This is a genomic window from Rhodoferax sp. SPJ4 (assembly GCF_058216275.1).
On the sequence record NZ_JBYZMN010000001.1, the window covers coordinates 1,073,970 to 1,090,273 of the forward strand.

Below are 16,304 nucleotides of genomic sequence, written 5' to 3' on the forward strand. Positions count from 1 at the left end.
GGGTGTCAGGCGGTGAGCGCAAGCGCCACGCGGTAGGTGATGAAGGACGCCAGGTAGGCCAGTGCAAACAGGTAACCGGCCATCAGCAGCGGGTAGCGCCAGGAATTGGTTTCGCGCTTGACCACCGCCAGCGTGGAGATGCACTGCGGTGCAAACACATACCAGGCCAGCAGCGAGTAAGCGGTGGCCAGTGACCAGCCGTGCGAGATCAATGGCCCCAGCGCGGCGGCGGTTTCCTCGCCGCTGGCCGACAGCGCGTACACCGTGCCCAAGGCCCCCACCGCCACCTCGCGTGCGGCCATGCCAGGCACCAGCGCGATGCTGATCTGCCAGTTGAAGCCGATGGGCGCAAACACCACTTCCAGCCATTGGCCCAGCATGCCGGCAAAGCTGTACTGGATGGCCGGGCCCAGCGCGCCATCGGGCGGGCCGGGGAAGGTGGCCAAAAACCACAACACCACCATCAGCGAAAAGATGATGGTGCCCACACGCGACAAAAAGATCTGCACCCGCTGCCACAGACCCAGCACCAAGTTGTTGAGGTTGGGCAGGCGGTAGGGCGGCAGCTCCAGCATCAGCGGCTGGTAGTTGCTTTTGATCCAGGTGCGTTTGAAGACCCAGGCCACCGCCATCGCCGACAGGATGCCGGCCACATAGAGCGCAAACAGCGTCAGGCCCTGCAGGCTGACGAAGCCCACCGTGCGCTCCGGCACAAAGGCGGCGATCAGCAGCGCGTACAGCGGCAGGCGGGCCGAGCAGGTCATCAGCGGGGCGATCATGATGGTGGCCAGCCGGTCGCGCCAGTTGGGGATGGTGCGGGTGGCCATGATGCCGGGAATGGCACAGGCAAAGCTGGACAGCAGCGGAATGAAGGCCCGGCCCGACAGGCCCACCTTGCCCATCAGCGTGTCGAGCAAAAAGGCGGCGCGGGGCAGGTAGCCCGAGTCTTCCAGCAGCAGGATGAAGAAGAACAAGATCAGGATCTGCGGCAGAAACACCAGCACGCTGCCCACGCCGGCAATGATGCCGTCGATCAGCAGGCTGCGCAGCAGGCCCTCGGGCAGTTGCGCCTTGGCGAACTCGGCCACGCTGGCCACGGCTTCCTTGATCAGGTCCATGGGCACGTTGGCCCAGGAAAACACCGCCTGGAAAATGAGGAACAGCAGCACCCCCAGCAGCGCCAGGCCCCACACCGGGTGCATGACCACGGTGTCGATGCGGTGGTTGAAACGTTTGACCTGGGCGCCATTGGGCACGGCCACCGCCAGGATGCGGCGGACCTCGGCCTGCAGGGTCAGCATCTGTTCGGTGCTGGGGCCGGTGGCCGGGGTTTGCACCGCGGCCGGCAAGGGGCCGGGCGCAGGATGGGGGGCGTTGAGCAGGCCCTGGGCGGTTTGCAGCAACTCGGCACGGCCGTTGTCGGTGGCCTGGCCCAGCCAGGCGCTGAAGCGGTTGTTGTGCACCGCCACGGTTTCCACCACCGGCAGGCCCAGCTCGGCCGACAGCTGCGCCACGTCAATCTGCAGGCCGCGGGCCCGAGCCACGTCCATCATGTTCAGGGCCACCAGCATGGGCATGCCCAGCGCGCGCAGTTGCAGCACCAGGCGCAGGTTCATGCGCAGGTTGGTGGCGTCCACCACCGCGATGATGCCGTCGGGCCGGCGCTCACCGTCACGCAGGCCCATCACCATGTCGTGCATCACCAGCTCGTCGGCCGTGGTGGGGTTCAGGCTGTAGGCGCCTGGCAAATCCATCACCGACACTTGCCGGCCATCGGGCAGCTGGGTCCGGCCTTCCTTGCGTTCGACCGTCACGCCGGCGTAGTTGGCCACCTTCTGGCGGGCCCCGGTCAGCAGGTTGAAGAGGGCGGTTTTGCCGCAGTTGGGGTTGCCCACCAGCGCAATGCAGGGCAGCCGGCCGTGGTTCAGGCTGGCTTCTCTCATGCGATGGCTCCCGCGGTCACCTGAACACAACCTGCCTCGATGGCGCGCAGTGCGAACACGGTGTCGCCAATCTGTACCGCAATCGGCTCCCGGCCGCCGGGGCCACGGCGCAGCACGGTGAGGGTTTCGCCCGGCAGAAAACCCAGCTCGGCCAGGCGGGCCAGCATGCCCGGCTCGGCCGTCTGGCCGCCGGGAAGCTGCAATTGCAGCACGGTGGCGGATTGCATGGCCGGCAGGCCCAGCAGCGTGCTGTCACTCACGGTGGCACCTGGGTGTGGCTGGCAAACCTTGGATGGGAATCACTATCATTTGTATTGGATTCTATCGGTTCCGACCGTCCTCGGGGGCGGTGGGGTCGCGGCGTCGACCTCGCCGGGTCAAGCCCGCACGGCCGCCGGCCTGGCCTGCCGGGCCAGCATGTCCGTGCCGATGGCGCGGAAAGCCGGGTGCGGCGAGGCAAGCAGCTGTTGGCCGGCCTGTTGCAGGTAGGCGGGGGTGGCGGTTTCGGGCACCTTGCGCAGCCATTCCAGCGCCTGGGCCAGGTCGCCACGGGCGGCCAGCATGCCGGCGTAGCAGAACTGGCCACGGAAATCACCGCCCTCGGCGCCTTCTCGGTAGCAGAAGAAGGCCGCCTCGGGGTTTTGTTCCACCACCAGCCCGTCTTCGTAATAGCGGCCGATTTTGGTCATGGCCTTGGCATACCCCCGATCGGCCGCCTGGCGGTACCAGGCCAGCGCGGCGGCAGGGTCTTGGGCCAGGCCCTTGCCAGCGGCCAGCAGGTTGGCCAGGTTGTACATCGCGGCCGGCAGGCCTTTGTGTGCGGCCTGGCGGTACCAGTGGCCGGCGGTTTCAAAATCCTGGCCGGTGCCCCAGCCCATTTCGCAGCAGCGCCCGGCCATGTTCATGCCCATGGGGTGGCCCAACCGGGCGGCCTTGATGAAGCGGGCCAGCGCCTCGGCCGGGTTGCGCGCCAGGCCATGGCCGTCCAGCAGCCACTGGCCCAGCGTGGCCTGCGCCCCGCTGTGGCCCAGCTCGGCGGCCGCCCTCATCCACCGCACGGCCTGACGGGGCTCGGCCGCCAGCAGCGCCGCCCAGTCGGCCGGGCTGGTGGCCGCGCACTGCGCCAGGCTGGTGGGAATGGGGGGAAGGGCAGAGGTGGGAGCGGCGGCCATGCGGCATTGTAGTGAGAATGATTCTCAATTGCTGCGCTGTGGCCGGGTGTCCTTGTCGCCCGGGTGGCATGGGCCGGGGGCGCCTCAGTAGACCAGCCGCTCGGGCCGGATTTCCTGCAGGATGGTGGTGGCGATCTCTTCGATGCTTTTGGTGGTGGTGGACAGCCAGCGGATGCCGGAGCGGCGCATCATGGCCTCGGCCTCGCTGACCTCGGCGCGGCAGCATTCCAGGCTGGCATAGCGCGAGTTGGGCCGGCGCTCGTTGCGGATCTCGCTCAGGCGCTCGGGCTGGATGGTCAGGCCGAAAATCTTTTTGCGGTGGGGCAGCAGCGCCGGCGGCAGTTGGCGGCGCTCGAAGTCTTCCGGAATCAGCGGGTAGTTGGCCGCTTTCAGCCCGTACTGCATGGCCAGGTAGAGCGAGGTGGGGGTTTTGCCGCTGCGGCTGACACCGACCAGGATGACGTCGGCGCCCTCGAGGTCGCGGTTGGACTGGCCGTCGTCGTGGGCCAGGCTGAAGTTGATGGCCTCGATGCGGTCGTGGTATTCCTTGCTCTTGCTGGCGTCGCTGAAGCGGCCCACGCGGTGGTTGGAGGTCAGACCCAGCTCGCTTTCCAGCGGCCGCACAAAGGTGCTGAACATGTCCAGCAGCATGCCCTGGCAGCTTTCCTGGATGACTTGCAGGATTTCGGTGTTGACCAGCGTGGTGAAGACGATGGGCTTTTTGCCCTCGACGACACCGGTGTGGTTGATCTGCCGCACCGCCTGGTGGGCTTTGTCGATGGTGTCGATGAAAGGCAGCCGCACATGGCGCGGCTTCATCTCGAACTGCGCCAGGATGGCGTTGCCAAAGGTCTCGGCGGTGATGCCGGTGCCATCGGAGACGAAAAACACGGTGCGGTTGGACATGGTGAACGCTTGGATGTCAGACAGGCCGCCAGTGTAGAACGGGCCCTGCCGCGTCCCGGGCGCGGCCTAAAATGGCTTGCAGTCGGCAATTGCCTTTAAATTGCCCAGAGATTCAGCCGCGGCGGCGTCCCCACAAGCACAACAACATGGGCCACCGATCTGCGCCAGCGCCCCGCCATCGCGGGCACTGACCGGTTTAACTTTTGGAGTGTCACGATGTCTCAACGTTTTCCGGCCGACGCGCTGGTGGTTGCCTTTGAACAACTGAGAATGGCCGATGTGGAGGTGGTGGGTGGCAAGAACGCCAGCCTGGGCGAGATGATCTCGCAGCTGCCCACCGGCGTGCGGGTTCCGACCGGTTTTGCCACCACCGCCCACGCCTTCCGCCAGTTCCTCCAGTTCGATGGCCTGAGTGAGCGCATCAACGCCCGCCTGGACGCACTCGACACCGAAGACGTGCGTGCGCTGGCCGCCGCCGGTGCCGAAATTCGCGCCATGGTCGAGGCCCAGCCTTTCCCCGCCGACCTGCAGCAAGCCATCACCGAGGCCTTTGCGGTGCTGAGCGCGGGCGTGCCCGAGGCTTCGTTCGCGGTGCGCTCCTCGGCCACCGCCGAAGACCTGCCCGACGCCTCGTTTGCCGGCCAGCAGGAAACCTTCCTCAACGTGGTGGGCATCGACGAGGTGCTGCACAAGATGAAAGAGGTGTTTGCCTCGCTGTACAACGACCGCGCCATCAGCTACCGGGTGCACAAGGGCTTTGCCCATGCCGAGGTGGCCTTGTCGGCCGGCGTGCAGCGCATGGTGCGCTCCGACCTGGGCTCGGCCGGCGTGATGTTCACCATCGACACCGAGTCGGGTTTCGAGGACGTGGTCTTCATCACCTCCAGCTACGGCCTGGGCGAAACGGTGGTTCAGGGCGCGGTGAATCCCGACGAGTTCTACGTGCACAAGCCCATGCTGCAGGCCGGCAAACGCGCGGTGATCCGGCGCAACCTGGGCAGCAAGCTGCTGCAGATGCAATTCAGCACAGCGGCCGAGAAGGCCGCCAGCGGCAAGCTGGTCAAGACCACCGAGGTGCCCACCGAGCAGCGCAACCGCTACTCGCTGACCGACGCCGAGGTGGAGCAGCTGGCCCGCTACGCGCTGGTGATTGAACAGCACTATGGCCGTCCGATGGACATCGAGTGGGGCAAGGACGGCATTGATGGCCAGCTTTACATCCTGCAGGCCCGTCCCGAAACCGTGAAGAGCCAAGCCAAAGGCATGCCCGAGCAGCGCTACAAGCTGATCGGCAAGGGCTCGGTGTTGTCCGAGGGCCGCGCCATTGGCCAGAAGATCGGCACCGGGCCGGTGCGCCTGGTGCACAACATCAGCGAGATGGACCAGGTTCAGCCCGGTGATGTGCTGGTGACCGACATGACCGACCCCAACTGGGAGCCGGTGATGAAGCGGGCCAGCGCCATCGTCACCAACCGCGGTGGCCGCACCTGCCACGCCGCCATCATTGCCCGCGAGCTGGGCATTCCGGCCGTGGTGGGCTGCGGTGACGCCACCGAGCGGCTGAAAGACGGCACGCTGGTCACGGTGAGCTGCGCCGAGGGCGACACCGGCCGCATCTACGACGGCCTGCTGGAGACCGAGGTCACCGAGGTCCAGCGCGGCGAGATGCCCGAGATCAAGACCAAGATCATGATGAACGTCGGCAACCCCCAGCTGGCCTTCGACTTCTGCCAGCTGCCCAACCACGGCGTGGGCCTGGCGCGGCTGGAGTTCATCATCAACAACAACATCGGCGTGCACCCCAAGGCCATCCTCGACTACCCCAACGTCGACGCCGATCTGAAAAAGGCGGTGGAGTCGGTGGCCCGTGGCCATGCCTCGCCGCGTGCCTTCTATGTCGACAAGATCGCCGAGGGCGTGGCCACCATCGCGGCGGCCTTCTGGCCCAAGCCGGTGATTGTGCGGCTGTCGGACTTCAAGAGCAACGAGTACCGCAAGCTGATCGGCGGCTCCCGCTACGAGCCGGAAGAAGAAAACCCCATGCTGGGTTTCCGCGGCGCGGCACGTTACCTGAGCGCCGATTTCGGCGAAGCCTTTGCGATGGAATGCCAGGCGCTGCGCCGGGTGCGCGACGACATGGGCCTGACCAACGTGCAGGTGATGGTGCCTTTTGTGCGCACGTTGGGCCAGGCCGAGCAGGTCACCCGGCTGCTGGCCCAGCATGGCCTGAAGCGCGGCGAGAAGGAGCTCAAGGTCATCATGATGTGCGAGGTGCCCAGCAACGCCATCCTGGCCGACGACTTCCTGCAGTTCTTCGACGGTTTCTCCATCGGCTCCAACGACCTGACCCAGCTCACGCTGGGCCTGGACCGCGACTCCGGCCTGGAGTTGCTGGCACATGATTTCGACGAACGTGACCCGGCCGTCAAGGCGCTGCTGGCCAAGGCCATTGCCGCCTGCCAGGCCCAGGGCAAGTACGTGGGCATTTGTGGCCAGGGCCCCAGCGACCACCCGGACTTTGCGCTGTGGCTGGCCGGCCTGGGCATCGCGTCGATCTCGCTGAACCCCGATTCAGTGATCGCCACCTGGCAGCGGCTGGCCGCGGGCGCCTGAGGCGCACCGTCGGCGCATGAACGCGATCGGCACCGCCCTGTCCTGGCTGGCCGATGGCCTGGCCCGCCACCACGGCAAGTTCACGCTGGCCTTGCTGCTGCTGTGGGCGCTGCCGACCTTCGGGCTGATGTACGGTGCGCGGGACCTTTCCTGGACGGTGGCCGGCTGGCCGGTGAATTTCTGGTTCGCTGCCCAGGGCTGCCTGGTGCTGTTTGTCGCCATCGTGGTGCTCAGCGCCTGGGTGGGCAATCGCAGCGACAGCCCGCCGTCGCCGGCCTTCGTGGCCAGCCTGGGCCGGCAGTCGCGGCGCCTGCACCGGGTGTTTGCGCTGTACGCGCTCGGGCTGTGTGGCTTCATTGCCCTGCTGGCGGTGGCCGAGCGGCTGGGCCTGTCGCGCCAGTGGCTGGGGGCGATCTTTTTGTTTGCCACGGTGGTGATGTACGCCGCCATCGGCATCTACAACCGCACCACCGACCCGGCCGAGTACTACGTGGCTGGCCGGCGTGTGCCGGCCATCTACAACGGCATGGCCACCGCCGCCGACTGGATGAGCGCGGCCTCCTTCATCAGCCTGGCCGGCGGGCTTTACCTGCAGGGCTTTTCTGGCACGCCCAACCAGCCGGGCGGCCTGGCCTACATCCTGGGCTGGACCGGTGGTTTTTGCCTGGTGGCGCTGCTGGTGGCGCCGAACCTGCGCAAGCTGGACCTGTACACCGTGCCCGACTATTTCGGTCACCGTTTCGGCGGCCGCTGGCCACGCCTGATTGCCGCCGGTGCCGCGGTGCTGTGCTCTTTCATGTATTTGGTGGCGCAGATCTACGGCGTCGGGCTGATCACCTCCTGGCTGACCGGCGTGCGTTTCGAGATCGGCATTCTGCTGGGCCTGGGCGGGGTGCTGGTCTGCTCCTTTTTGGGTGGCATGCGGGCCGTCACCTGGACCCAGGTGGCGCAGTACCTGATCATCATGCTGGCCTTTCTGGTGCCGGTGTCCTGGATGGCCTACAAGCAGCTCGGCAACCCGCTGGCGCCGCTGGTCTATGGCCAGCAGATCCCGAAGATCACCGCGCTGGAGAAGGAACTCACCGAGTCCCGCGCCGAGCAGGCGGTGATTGCGGAGTACGAGCGCCGGGCCCGCAGCTACGAACACAAGCTGGAGAACGTGGACGCCGCGCTGACCAAGGACAAGAAAGCGCTGATTGCCCGCCAGCGGGCGCTGAATGCGCAGCCGGCCGACCCGGTGGAGATTTTTGCGGTCAACCGCGACCTGGCCAATCTGCCACGCGACGAACGTTCGGCGCGTGACAAGTGGGCCCGGGCCATGACCGACAACCAGGAGCGGGCCAAGCCACTGGCGGCCATGCCGCCCCATGCCCAGGCCTTTGCCGGCAACCCCGAGGGCAGTGCGGCCGAGCAGGCGGCGTTCGACACCTCGCGGCTGAACTTTCTGGCGCTGATGTTTTGCCTGATGGTGGGAACGGCCGGCCTGCCGCATTTGCTGACCCGCTTCTACACCACCGCCAGCGTGGCCGAAACCCGCAACTCGGTGGCCTGGTCGCTGGTCTTCATCGGCCTGCTGTACGTCAGTGCCCCGGCGCTGGCGGTGATGGTCAAGTACGAGGTGCTGCACAACCTGGTGGGCAGCAGTTTCGACAGCCTGCCGTCCTGGCTGAGCCAATGGGCCAAGGTCGACACCTCGCTGCTGGCGGTGGCCGATGTCAATGGCGACCGCACGCTGCAGCTGGGTGAGTTGCGGCTGGGCGCCGACATCGTCATGCTGGCGGTGGCCGAGCTGGGCGGCTTGCCCTATGTGGTGTCTGGCCTGGTGGCCGCCGGCGGGCTGGCGGCGGCGCTGTCCACCGCCGACGGGCTGCTGCTGACGATTGGCAACGCCTTGTCGCACGACATCTATTTCCGTTCCATCAACCCGGGGGCGGCGGCCTTGCGGCGGGTGATGCTGTCCAAATTCATCCTGCTGCTGGTGGCGTTGGCCGCCGCCTATGTGGCGGCGCAGAAGCCGGCCGGCATTCTCTACCTGGTGTCGTCGTCGTTCTCGCTGGCCGCCTCGGCCTTTGTGCCGGCGCTGGTGCTGGGCATTTTTTGGGGTCGGGCCAATGGCCCAGGCGCCATGGCCGGCATGCTGGCTGGCCTGGGGCTGGCGCTGTACTACATGGTGGTCAATGTGCCGGCGCTGCGCGCCCACCTGGGTCTGACAGGCAGCGGCCTGTGGTGGGGCATACAGCCGATTTCAGCCGGCGTGTTCGGCGTGCCGGCAGGGCTGGCGGTGACCGCTGTGGTGAGCTGGTTGAGCTCCACGTCGCCGAAGGCCAGACTGCACCCCATCGAATAGGTATAATGCCGGGTTCCCTTGCTGCACCACCACCGACGCGGTGGGCAGCTTCAACCCGTAAGGAGTGCCTATGCGTCATTATGAAATCGTGCTGTTGATCCACCCGGATCAGAGCGAACAAGTTCCCGCCATGCTGGAGCGTTACAAGGGCATGATCACCGCTGGCGGTGGCAAGATCCACCGTGTGGAAGACTGGGGCCGCCGTCAACTGGCGTACCAGATCAACAAACTCGGCAAGGCCCACTACCTGTGCATCAACATCGAAGCCGAACAGGCCGTGATGCAGGAACTCGAGCATGCGTTCAAGTTCAACGACGCCGTGCTGCGCCAACTCACCGTGCTGCGCAAGAAGGCCGAGACCGGCCCGTCGGTGATGATGCGCACCGTGGAGCGCGAAGAAGCGCGCAAGGCCCAACAGGCCGAGTTCGCCAACAACTGACAAAGACGTGCCGCAAGGCATGAACCAGGTCGTGCTGACCGCCTGTGTCGTGGAGCAAAAAGCGCTGCGATACACCCCCGCCGGGTTGCCCGCGCTGGACTTGATGCTGGAACATGCTTCGGAAGTCCAGCAGAACAACCAGACGAGGCAGGTCAAGCTGGTCATCAAAGCCACCGGTTTTGGTGCACTGGCCGAGCGACTGGCGGTTCAGCCGGTGGGCAGTTCATGGCGGTTTAAAGGCTTTCTGGCCACCCCGATGAACGGCAAACACCCGGTCTTGCAGCTTCAAGAGTTTCAACCGATTTAATTTCAGGAGTCCACCATGCCCGGACCAAAACGTTTCAACAAAGACAAGCGCCCCAAGCGCAACACCCAATCGCTGCTGTTCAAGCGCAAGCGCTTCTGCCGCTTCACCGTCGCCCATGTCGAAGAAATCGACTATAAGGACGTCGACACGCTGCGCGATTTCATCGCTGAAAACGGCAAGATCATCCCCGCCCGCCTGACCGGCACCCGCGCCATTTACCAGCGCCAGCTGAACACCGCCATCAAGCGTGCCCGCTTCCTGGCCATGGTGCCGTACAGCGACCAGCACCGCATCTAAGGAGCCGACCATGCAAATCATTCTGCTCGACAAGGTCGTGAACCTCGGCAACCTCGGCGAAATCGTCAAGGTCAAGGACGGCTACGCCCGCAACTTCCTGATCCCGTCCGGCCGTGCCCGCCGTGCCACCGAATCGGCCAAGGCCGAATTCGAAGCCAAGCGCGCCGAACTGGAAAAGGCCGCTGCCGCCAAGCTGGCCGAGTGCCAAGCTCAGGGCGAGAAGCTGGCTGGCAAGACCATCAAGCTGACCCAGAAGGCCGGCGTGGACGGTCGTCTGTTCGGCTCGGTGACCAACGCCGACATCGCTGAAGAAGTGACCAAGCAAGGCTTCAAGGTCGCCAAGGCCCAGATCCGCATGCCCAACGGTCCGATCAAGACCGTCGGCGACAGCGCGGTCAGCGTGGCCCTGCACACCGACGTGGTGGTGGAGATCAACGTGACGGTCTACGGCGAAACCGCCTGAGCCCCCGCGCTGGTTCAGAAAAGCCGCCTTCGGGCGGCTTTTTGTTTTCCACAGTGAATCACACGGCAATCCACAGCTTGAATTTGTAACTGCACGGATTTTCCACAGAGATATCCACAGTTGTCTCGCTACGATGGTTGGCTACAAGGAGCTTCATGTCAGCAGTTTTCTCCGGTCTCAGTGACGGTTTTCCGGTGGACCCACAGGTCACCCAGTTGCGCATTCCGCCCCATTCCATCGAGGCCGAATCCAGCGTGCTGGGCGGCCTGTTGCTGGACAACGGCGCCTGGGACCGGGTCGGTGACCTGCTGACCGACGGCAATTTCTACCGCTACGAGCACCGGTTGATCTACGCTGCCATTGGCGAGCTGGTCAACGCCAGCAAGCCGGCCGATGTGATCACCGTCTTTGAGCAGCTGCAGAACCAGGGCCGGGCCGAGGAGGTGGGTGGGCTGGCCTATTTGAACGCGTTGGCCCAGTACGTGCCCAGCGCCAGCAACATCCGCCGCTACGCCGAGATCGTGCGCGAGCGCTCCATCCTGCGCAAGCTGGTGTCGGCCAGCGACGAAATCGCCACCACCGCCTTCAACCCCCAGGGCAAGGCGGTCGACAAAATCCTCGACGAGGCCGAACAGAAGATCTTCAACATCGGCGAGGAAGGCTCGCGGATGAAGCAGGGCTTCCAAGGCCTGGACACGCTGGTGGTGGACCTGCTGGACCGGGTCCAGGAGATGGCTGAGAACCCCAACGACATCACCGGCGTGCCCACCGGCTTCCATGACCTGGACCGCATGACCTCGGGTTTCCAGGCCGGTGACCTGGTGATCCTGGCGGCCCGACCGTCCATGGGCAAAACCGCGCTGGCCATCAACATCGCCGAGCATGTGGCGCTGCACGAGGGCCTGCCGGTGGCGGTGTTTTCCATGGAAATGGGCGCCTCGCAGCTGGCGGTGCGGGTGGTGGGCTCAATCGGCCGCATCGACCAGTCGCATTTGCGCACCGGCAAGCTGACCGACGAGGAATGGTCGCGCCTGTCGGAAACCATTGAGAAGCTGCGCGACGTGTCGCTGCACATCGACGAGTCGGCCGGTCTCACGGTGAGTGAGCTGCGGGCCAACGCCCGCCGGCTGGCGCGGCAATGCGGCAAGCTGGGCTTGATCGTGGTCGACTATTTGCAGCTGATGGGCGTGTCCAGCAGCATGAACGACGAGAACCGTGCCACCGCGGTGGGCGAAATCTCGCGTGGCCTGAAGATGCTGGCCAAAGAATTGCAGTGCCCGGTGATTGCGCTGTCGCAGCTCAGCCGGGGCGTGGAGTCGCGCACCGACAAGCGGCCCATGATGAGCGACCTGCGTGAGTCTGGCGCCATCGAGCAGGACGCCGACATCATCATGTTCATCTACCGGGACGAGTACTACACCAAGGAAGCCTGCAAGGAGCCGGGGGTGGCCGAGGTCATCATCAGCAAGCAGCGCAATGGCCCCACTGGCACCGTCAAGCTGGCTTTCATCAAGCCGCTGACCAAGTTCGAAAGCCTGGCCTCGAGCTCTGACGATTTTTGACGCTGGGCCTTGGCCCTGGCGAAAAAAAAGGCCCGCAACTGCGGGCCTTTTGCTGTCCGCTGGCCGGCCTGGCTCAGGGGAAGTTGGTCACGATGTTGGCACCGGTCGTCAGCGTGGCGGGGGTCTTGGCGGTGCTGACGCCATTCACCGTGGCCTGCAGTGTGTACTTGCCTGCCGCGGCGGTGTCGGCACTGAACACCAGTGGCGATGGGGCCACCGCGTACGGCGCCACCAGCGGTGCCGCGGTGGGCAGCGTGAAGCTGTAGCCGCCGGTGACACCGTCGACAAAGCGGCCAGTGATTTCCACGCTGCCGCTGGTCAGCGGCTGCAGCGCCCGCACCAGGGTGTTCAGGTCGGTGGCGGTGCCCGACAGCACGCCAGTAGTGGACACCGGTGGCAGCAGCGGGGTGGTGCTGGCGTTCAGCGGGGTCACCAGGTTGGCGGCCACGGTCACGCCAGTCACCACCTGGGTGGTGCGGCCCGGCGCGGTGAACACCAGCGTGTAGGTACCGGGAGCGACAGGTTGCAGCGTCACCTTGCCGGTGCTGTCTGGCGTCGAGGCTTTGACCACCACACCACTTTGCTGCAACGACACCGTGGCCTGGCCAGCCAGCGTGGGATCGACATACCCCACCACGCCCGAGACGTAGCGCGGAATCACCGACACCACCGGCTTGAGCAGGTAGTTGCCTGAGGCGCCGGCCAGCACCACCGACTTGCAGGCGTCAAAGTCCACCACGAAGTCGGCCAGCTGGTTGGCCGCGATGCTGATGTTGATGTTGGCCTTCACGCCCGACTGCTGGCCACTGGGGGTTTTCAATGCCACCTCGCTGCCGCCGGTGGGGATCACCGAGTTGGTGAACGGTGCGCTGTTGGTGCTGTCGGCCAGAATCAATCGCATCTGGCTGTAGGTGCCCACCGGCAAGGCGGTTTGGCCCAGTTCTTCCAGCACGCCGTTGGTCAGGCCCAGCAGGTCGATCTTTTTCGGTGTGGCCAGCACAATTTCAGACCAGCCGGCGTCGTTGTCATTGGCGGTGCCGCTTTGGTGGACCCGCACTTTTTGCACGGTGACGTTCACCTTGTCATAGCCGCAGGCTGGCGCATCGGTCATTGCCACCTTCAGCGAGCCGGTGGCGGCGCCGCCACCGCCCCCGCCGCAGGCGACCAGGGTCGCCAGTGCGGCCGCGGGCACGGCCAATTTCAGTGTGTTCAAGGGTGTCATGGTTCCTCCAAGGAGACATCGACCCCGGGAGCGCAGGAAGCGTGCAGGGCCGAGCGACGAGTATGGGCGCCATCCGCGCGTGGCCTCGCCGCATTTGTAACAAGCTGCCTTTGGCGGTCCCTTTGCTTGCATGCGCACACAAAAAAGCCCGCTGGGGCGCAGCGGGCTGGGTGGGTGAGGGCGGAGGCGCTCAGGGCTTGGCGATGGTGATTTGGTTCACCGCGTTTGCCGCCGCGTTGTAGGTGTAGCTCGAACCCGCCACACCGGTGACGGTGAAGGTGGTCGACGCAGTGCTGTTGTTGAGCTTGGGGCCGCTGATCAGACAGGCGCCCGTGCTGCCGGTCAGGCAGGAGCCGGTGGCCCCGTTGCCGAAGCGGCCGCTGACCGTGGCATTGGGCAGGCTGCTGCTGCCGGTGGCCGGGTCATAGACGGTGGTGGTGGCCTTGGCGCTCCAGCCGTTGCCGGTCTTGACGCTGCTGCCGGTGATGGACTTGACGGCCACCGTGACGTTTGGCGCTGGGGCGGTGGTGGCCGGCAGTGAGTAGGCCAGCAGGTTGGGCGAGCCGGTGCCCAGGCCGGTGACCTTGCCTGGGGTGGCGTTCTGGGTGACGGTGCTGGCCACCTGCGCCGGTGTGAAACCCGGGTTGGCCGCCATCACCAGGGCCGCCATGCCGGCGACATGGGGCGAGGCCATGGAGGTGCCGCTGAGCACCGCGGTGGCGGTGCTGCTGGTGTACCAGGACGAGGTGATGGAACTGCCAGGCGCAAACAGGTCCACACAGGTGCCGTAATTGGAGTAACTGGCCATCGCGTCGCTGCTGGTGGTGGCGCCCACGGTGATGGCGCTGGGCTCGCTCGCTGGCGACGAGTTGCAGGCATTGGCACTGCTGTTGCCGGCTGCCACCACCACGGTGATGCCTTTGCTGACCGCGTTGGCCACCGCCGCGTTCAGCGCGGACGACGAACCGCCCCCCAGGGACATGTTGGCCACCGAGCCCGCCGTGGCCACGCTGACCATCCAGTCGATGCCGGCAATCACGCCGCTGGAACTGCCCGAACCGGCGCAGTCCAGCACCCGCACCGGCACCAGGCTCACGCCCTTGGCCACGCCATAGGTGCTGCCGCCCACGGTGCCGGCCACATGGGTGCCGTGGCCGTTGCAGTCGGTGGTGCCTTTGCCATCAGCAATCGCGGTGTAGCCGGTACCGACACGGCCGGTGAATTCCTGGTGGCTGGCCAGAATGCCGGTGTCGATCACATAGGCGGTGACGCCGGCACCGGTGGTAGCGTAGGAGTAGGTGCCGTCCAGCGGCATGTTGCGCTGGTTGATGCGGTCCAGGCCCCAGGTGGCATTGCTCTGGGTGGTCAGCGCTTGGTCGGAGAAAACGGTTTGGTCGTACTCGATGGACGCCACATTCGGGTTGTTACGAACCCCGTTCAGGGCCTTGGCCGGGATGGTGGCCGCAAAGCCCTTGATGGCGTTCTTGTACTTGAAGTGGATTTGTCCGCCATTGCCCTTCATGGTCGCGTCGGCGGCTTGCTCGGGGTCACCCACGCTGTCCTTGAAGACCACCACGTAGCGGTCGGGAATCACGCTGGTGCTGCGAACGGTCGGCGAGCTCTGGGCTTGGGCCAGGGAGGCAAGCGAGAAGCTCAGCGGCAAGGCCAGAATCATGGCGATGGCGGATCGATGGGTCATGCGGTCTCCGTGAACAGTACAAAAGTTTTCAACTGTAGGGGGCGCACCCCCGGCTCTCTCGGTTTTTCGGCTGGGCATGCCGGTTCTTGAACGCTTTGTTCATTCGCTGTCGCATGGGCGAGACAAAGTGCAGGCCATGCGCGCAAGAAAAAAGCCCCACGGCATGGGCCGTGAGGCTTTCAAGGGATGCCGGGGCAGGGCTCAGGCCCGGGCCACCGGGGCCCCATGCCAGCGGTTGGCGCGCCGGAAACTGCCCAGGTCGTTGAAGCGCACGCCCATTTGCCGCATCACCGCGTGGGCTGGCCCAGCCACCAGCTGGCGGATGTAGAAGGGCTGCGACACCACAAAATGGTGGATGGCGTGGGTGCTGCCGAAGTTGCAGCAGAACAGCTGCAGCGGCGCCAGCCACCAGGCGTTGAGCACCTGGCATTGCTGCATCACGTTGCGGCTTTCGATGTCGCCGAAGTAATGCATGTTGCTGCTGATGAAGTGCAGGCAAAAGGTGCGCAGCGCACTGGGCGCCAGCCACACCACCGCCAGCAGGTCCAGCACCGAAGCGGCCGACAGCACCGCGGGCGGCCAGGCCAGCGGCTGGCCCAGCAAACGGGCCAGGCCGTCCACCGCGTGGAACACGATGAAGCCATGCCAGGCCGTGTAGTGCAGCACGGCCAGCGGGAAATAGCCCAGCCGCTGCTCGCGCAACAGGGCCGCTTTTTCGGCTGCGTCGCGCGGTTTTTGCGCGGCAATGTAGCGCTTCAGCATCTGGTGGGTGGCCAAGGGCCGCAGGTAGACCGCCAGCATGTTGTCGCCCGTCATCAGCAGGCGGCGCAGGCCCCAGCGCTCGCCGTTGGTGATGCCACGCTCCTCCAGGTCGGACTCGGAGCCCGAATGCTTGTGGTGGTGGAAATGCAGCTTGCGGCGCACCAGCGGGTTGATGGTGCTGGGGCGGGCGATCCAGCCCAGGATCAGCAGCAGCCGGTTGATGGCCGGCCGCTCGCGGAAATACATCAGGTGGATCAGGTCATGTTCCAGCTCGTGGATGAAGGACGCGAAGATGGCCACCAGCGGAATGCACAGCCACCAGGCGATCAGGCCCTGGCCATAGGCCAGGCCGGTGCCCACCATGCCGGCCAGCGACAGCGCCATGATGGTGGCGCCAATGGCATCCTGGTGCTGCAGCACCGAATGGCGGGCCTTCAGGGCCTGGCCGGCCTGCTCGATCACCTGCTTGATGCGGGCGGCCTTCTGGGCGTCTGTCATCTCGGTGCTCGCGTGGGGGGGAGGGGTCACGTCATACTCCGGCTTGTTTTTGTCATGCCCGCATCGTAAGAAGC

General features: G+C 65.6%; 14 protein-coding genes. 7 read left to right on the forward strand and 7 right to left on the reverse strand.

Annotation, left to right across the window (positions count from 1 at the left end):
* Nucleotides 1-5: 5 nt before the first annotated feature.
* The 4 genes from feoB to ppsR form a co-directional block, all read right to left on the reverse strand.
* Nucleotides 6-1,943, reverse strand: coding sequence for a ferrous iron transporter B (feoB, locus tag AC4BAR_RS05325; RefSeq protein WP_490626763.1), 1,938 nt, complete (start codon nucleotides 1,941-1,943; stop codon nucleotides 6-8).
* Nucleotides 1,940-2,203, reverse strand: coding sequence for a FeoA family protein (locus tag AC4BAR_RS05330; protein ID WP_490626764.1), 264 nt, complete (start codon nucleotides 2,201-2,203; stop codon nucleotides 1,940-1,942). The genes feoB and AC4BAR_RS05330 overlap by 4 nt, the downstream gene beginning before the upstream one ends.
* Nucleotides 2,204-2,320: 117 nt before the next feature.
* A complete protein-coding gene (locus AC4BAR_RS05335; protein ID WP_490626765.1) occupies nucleotides 2,321-3,115 on the reverse strand; it encodes a tetratricopeptide repeat protein in 795 nt (264 codons plus the stop codon).
* 84 nt (nucleotides 3,116-3,199) lie between these two features.
* Nucleotides 3,200-4,021: a posphoenolpyruvate synthetase regulatory kinase/phosphorylase PpsR gene (ppsR, locus tag AC4BAR_RS05340; RefSeq protein WP_490626766.1), complete on the reverse strand. Its 822-nt coding sequence runs from the start codon at nucleotides 4,019-4,021 to the stop codon at nucleotides 3,200-3,202.
* Between the two features lie 216 nt (nucleotides 4,022-4,237).
* Here ppsR and ppsA point away from each other — a divergent pair, with 216 nt between their 5' ends.
* The 7 genes from ppsA (at nucleotide 4,238) to dnaB (ending at nucleotide 12,049) form a co-directional block, all read left to right on the forward strand.
* On the forward strand, nucleotides 4,238-6,634 hold the full coding sequence (ppsA, locus tag AC4BAR_RS05345; RefSeq protein ID WP_490626767.1) for a phosphoenolpyruvate synthase: 2,397 nt from the start codon (nucleotides 4,238-4,240) through the stop codon (nucleotides 6,632-6,634).
* 16 nt (nucleotides 6,635-6,650) lie between these two features.
* Nucleotides 6,651-8,981 (forward strand): VC_2705 family sodium/solute symporter, encoded by a 2,331-nt coding sequence (locus AC4BAR_RS05350; RefSeq protein ID WP_490626768.1) that lies wholly within the window; start codon nucleotides 6,651-6,653, stop codon nucleotides 8,979-8,981.
* 70 nt (nucleotides 8,982-9,051) lie between these two features.
* Nucleotides 9,052-9,420, forward strand: a complete 369-nt coding sequence (gene rpsF, locus AC4BAR_RS05355; protein ID WP_490626769.1) for a 30S ribosomal protein S6 — start codon at nucleotides 9,052-9,054, stop codon at nucleotides 9,418-9,420.
* A gap of 19 nt (nucleotides 9,421-9,439) precedes the next feature.
* The gene (gene priB / locus AC4BAR_RS05360) at nucleotides 9,440-9,727 is read left to right on the forward strand and encodes a primosomal replication protein N (protein WP_490626770.1); all 288 of its coding nucleotides are present in this window, start codon (nucleotides 9,440-9,442) and stop codon (nucleotides 9,725-9,727) included.
* 15 nt (nucleotides 9,728-9,742) lie between these two features.
* Entirely contained in the window at nucleotides 9,743-10,024 is a 282-nt protein-coding gene (gene rpsR / locus AC4BAR_RS05365; RefSeq protein WP_490626771.1) for a 30S ribosomal protein S18, read from the forward strand.
* A gap of 10 nt (nucleotides 10,025-10,034) precedes the next feature.
* On the forward strand, nucleotides 10,035-10,487 hold the full coding sequence (rplI, locus tag AC4BAR_RS05370) for a 50S ribosomal protein L9 (RefSeq protein WP_490626772.1): 453 nt from the start codon (nucleotides 10,035-10,037) through the stop codon (nucleotides 10,485-10,487).
* A gap of 155 nt (nucleotides 10,488-10,642) precedes the next feature.
* Nucleotides 10,643-12,049, forward strand: coding sequence for a replicative DNA helicase (gene dnaB / locus AC4BAR_RS05375; protein ID WP_490626773.1), 1,407 nt, complete (start codon nucleotides 10,643-10,645; stop codon nucleotides 12,047-12,049).
* 73 nt (nucleotides 12,050-12,122) lie between these two features.
* Here dnaB and AC4BAR_RS05380 read toward each other — a convergent pair whose 3' ends face one another.
* The 3 genes from AC4BAR_RS05380 to AC4BAR_RS05390 all read right to left on the reverse strand — a co-directional run bounded on the left by AC4BAR_RS05380 (nucleotide 12,123) and on the right by AC4BAR_RS05390 (nucleotide 16,230).
* On the reverse strand, nucleotides 12,123-13,271 hold the full coding sequence (locus tag AC4BAR_RS05380) for a DUF4382 domain-containing protein (protein WP_490626774.1): 1,149 nt from the start codon (nucleotides 13,269-13,271) through the stop codon (nucleotides 12,123-12,125).
* 190 nt (nucleotides 13,272-13,461) lie between these two features.
* Entirely contained in the window at nucleotides 13,462-14,970 is a 1,509-nt protein-coding gene (locus AC4BAR_RS05385; protein WP_490626775.1) for a S8 family peptidase, read from the reverse strand.
* A gap of 201 nt (nucleotides 14,971-15,171) precedes the next feature.
* Nucleotides 15,172-16,230, reverse strand: a complete 1,059-nt coding sequence (locus AC4BAR_RS05390; protein ID WP_490626776.1) for a fatty acid desaturase — start codon at nucleotides 16,228-16,230, stop codon at nucleotides 15,172-15,174.
* Nucleotides 16,231-16,304: the final 74 nt, after the last annotated feature.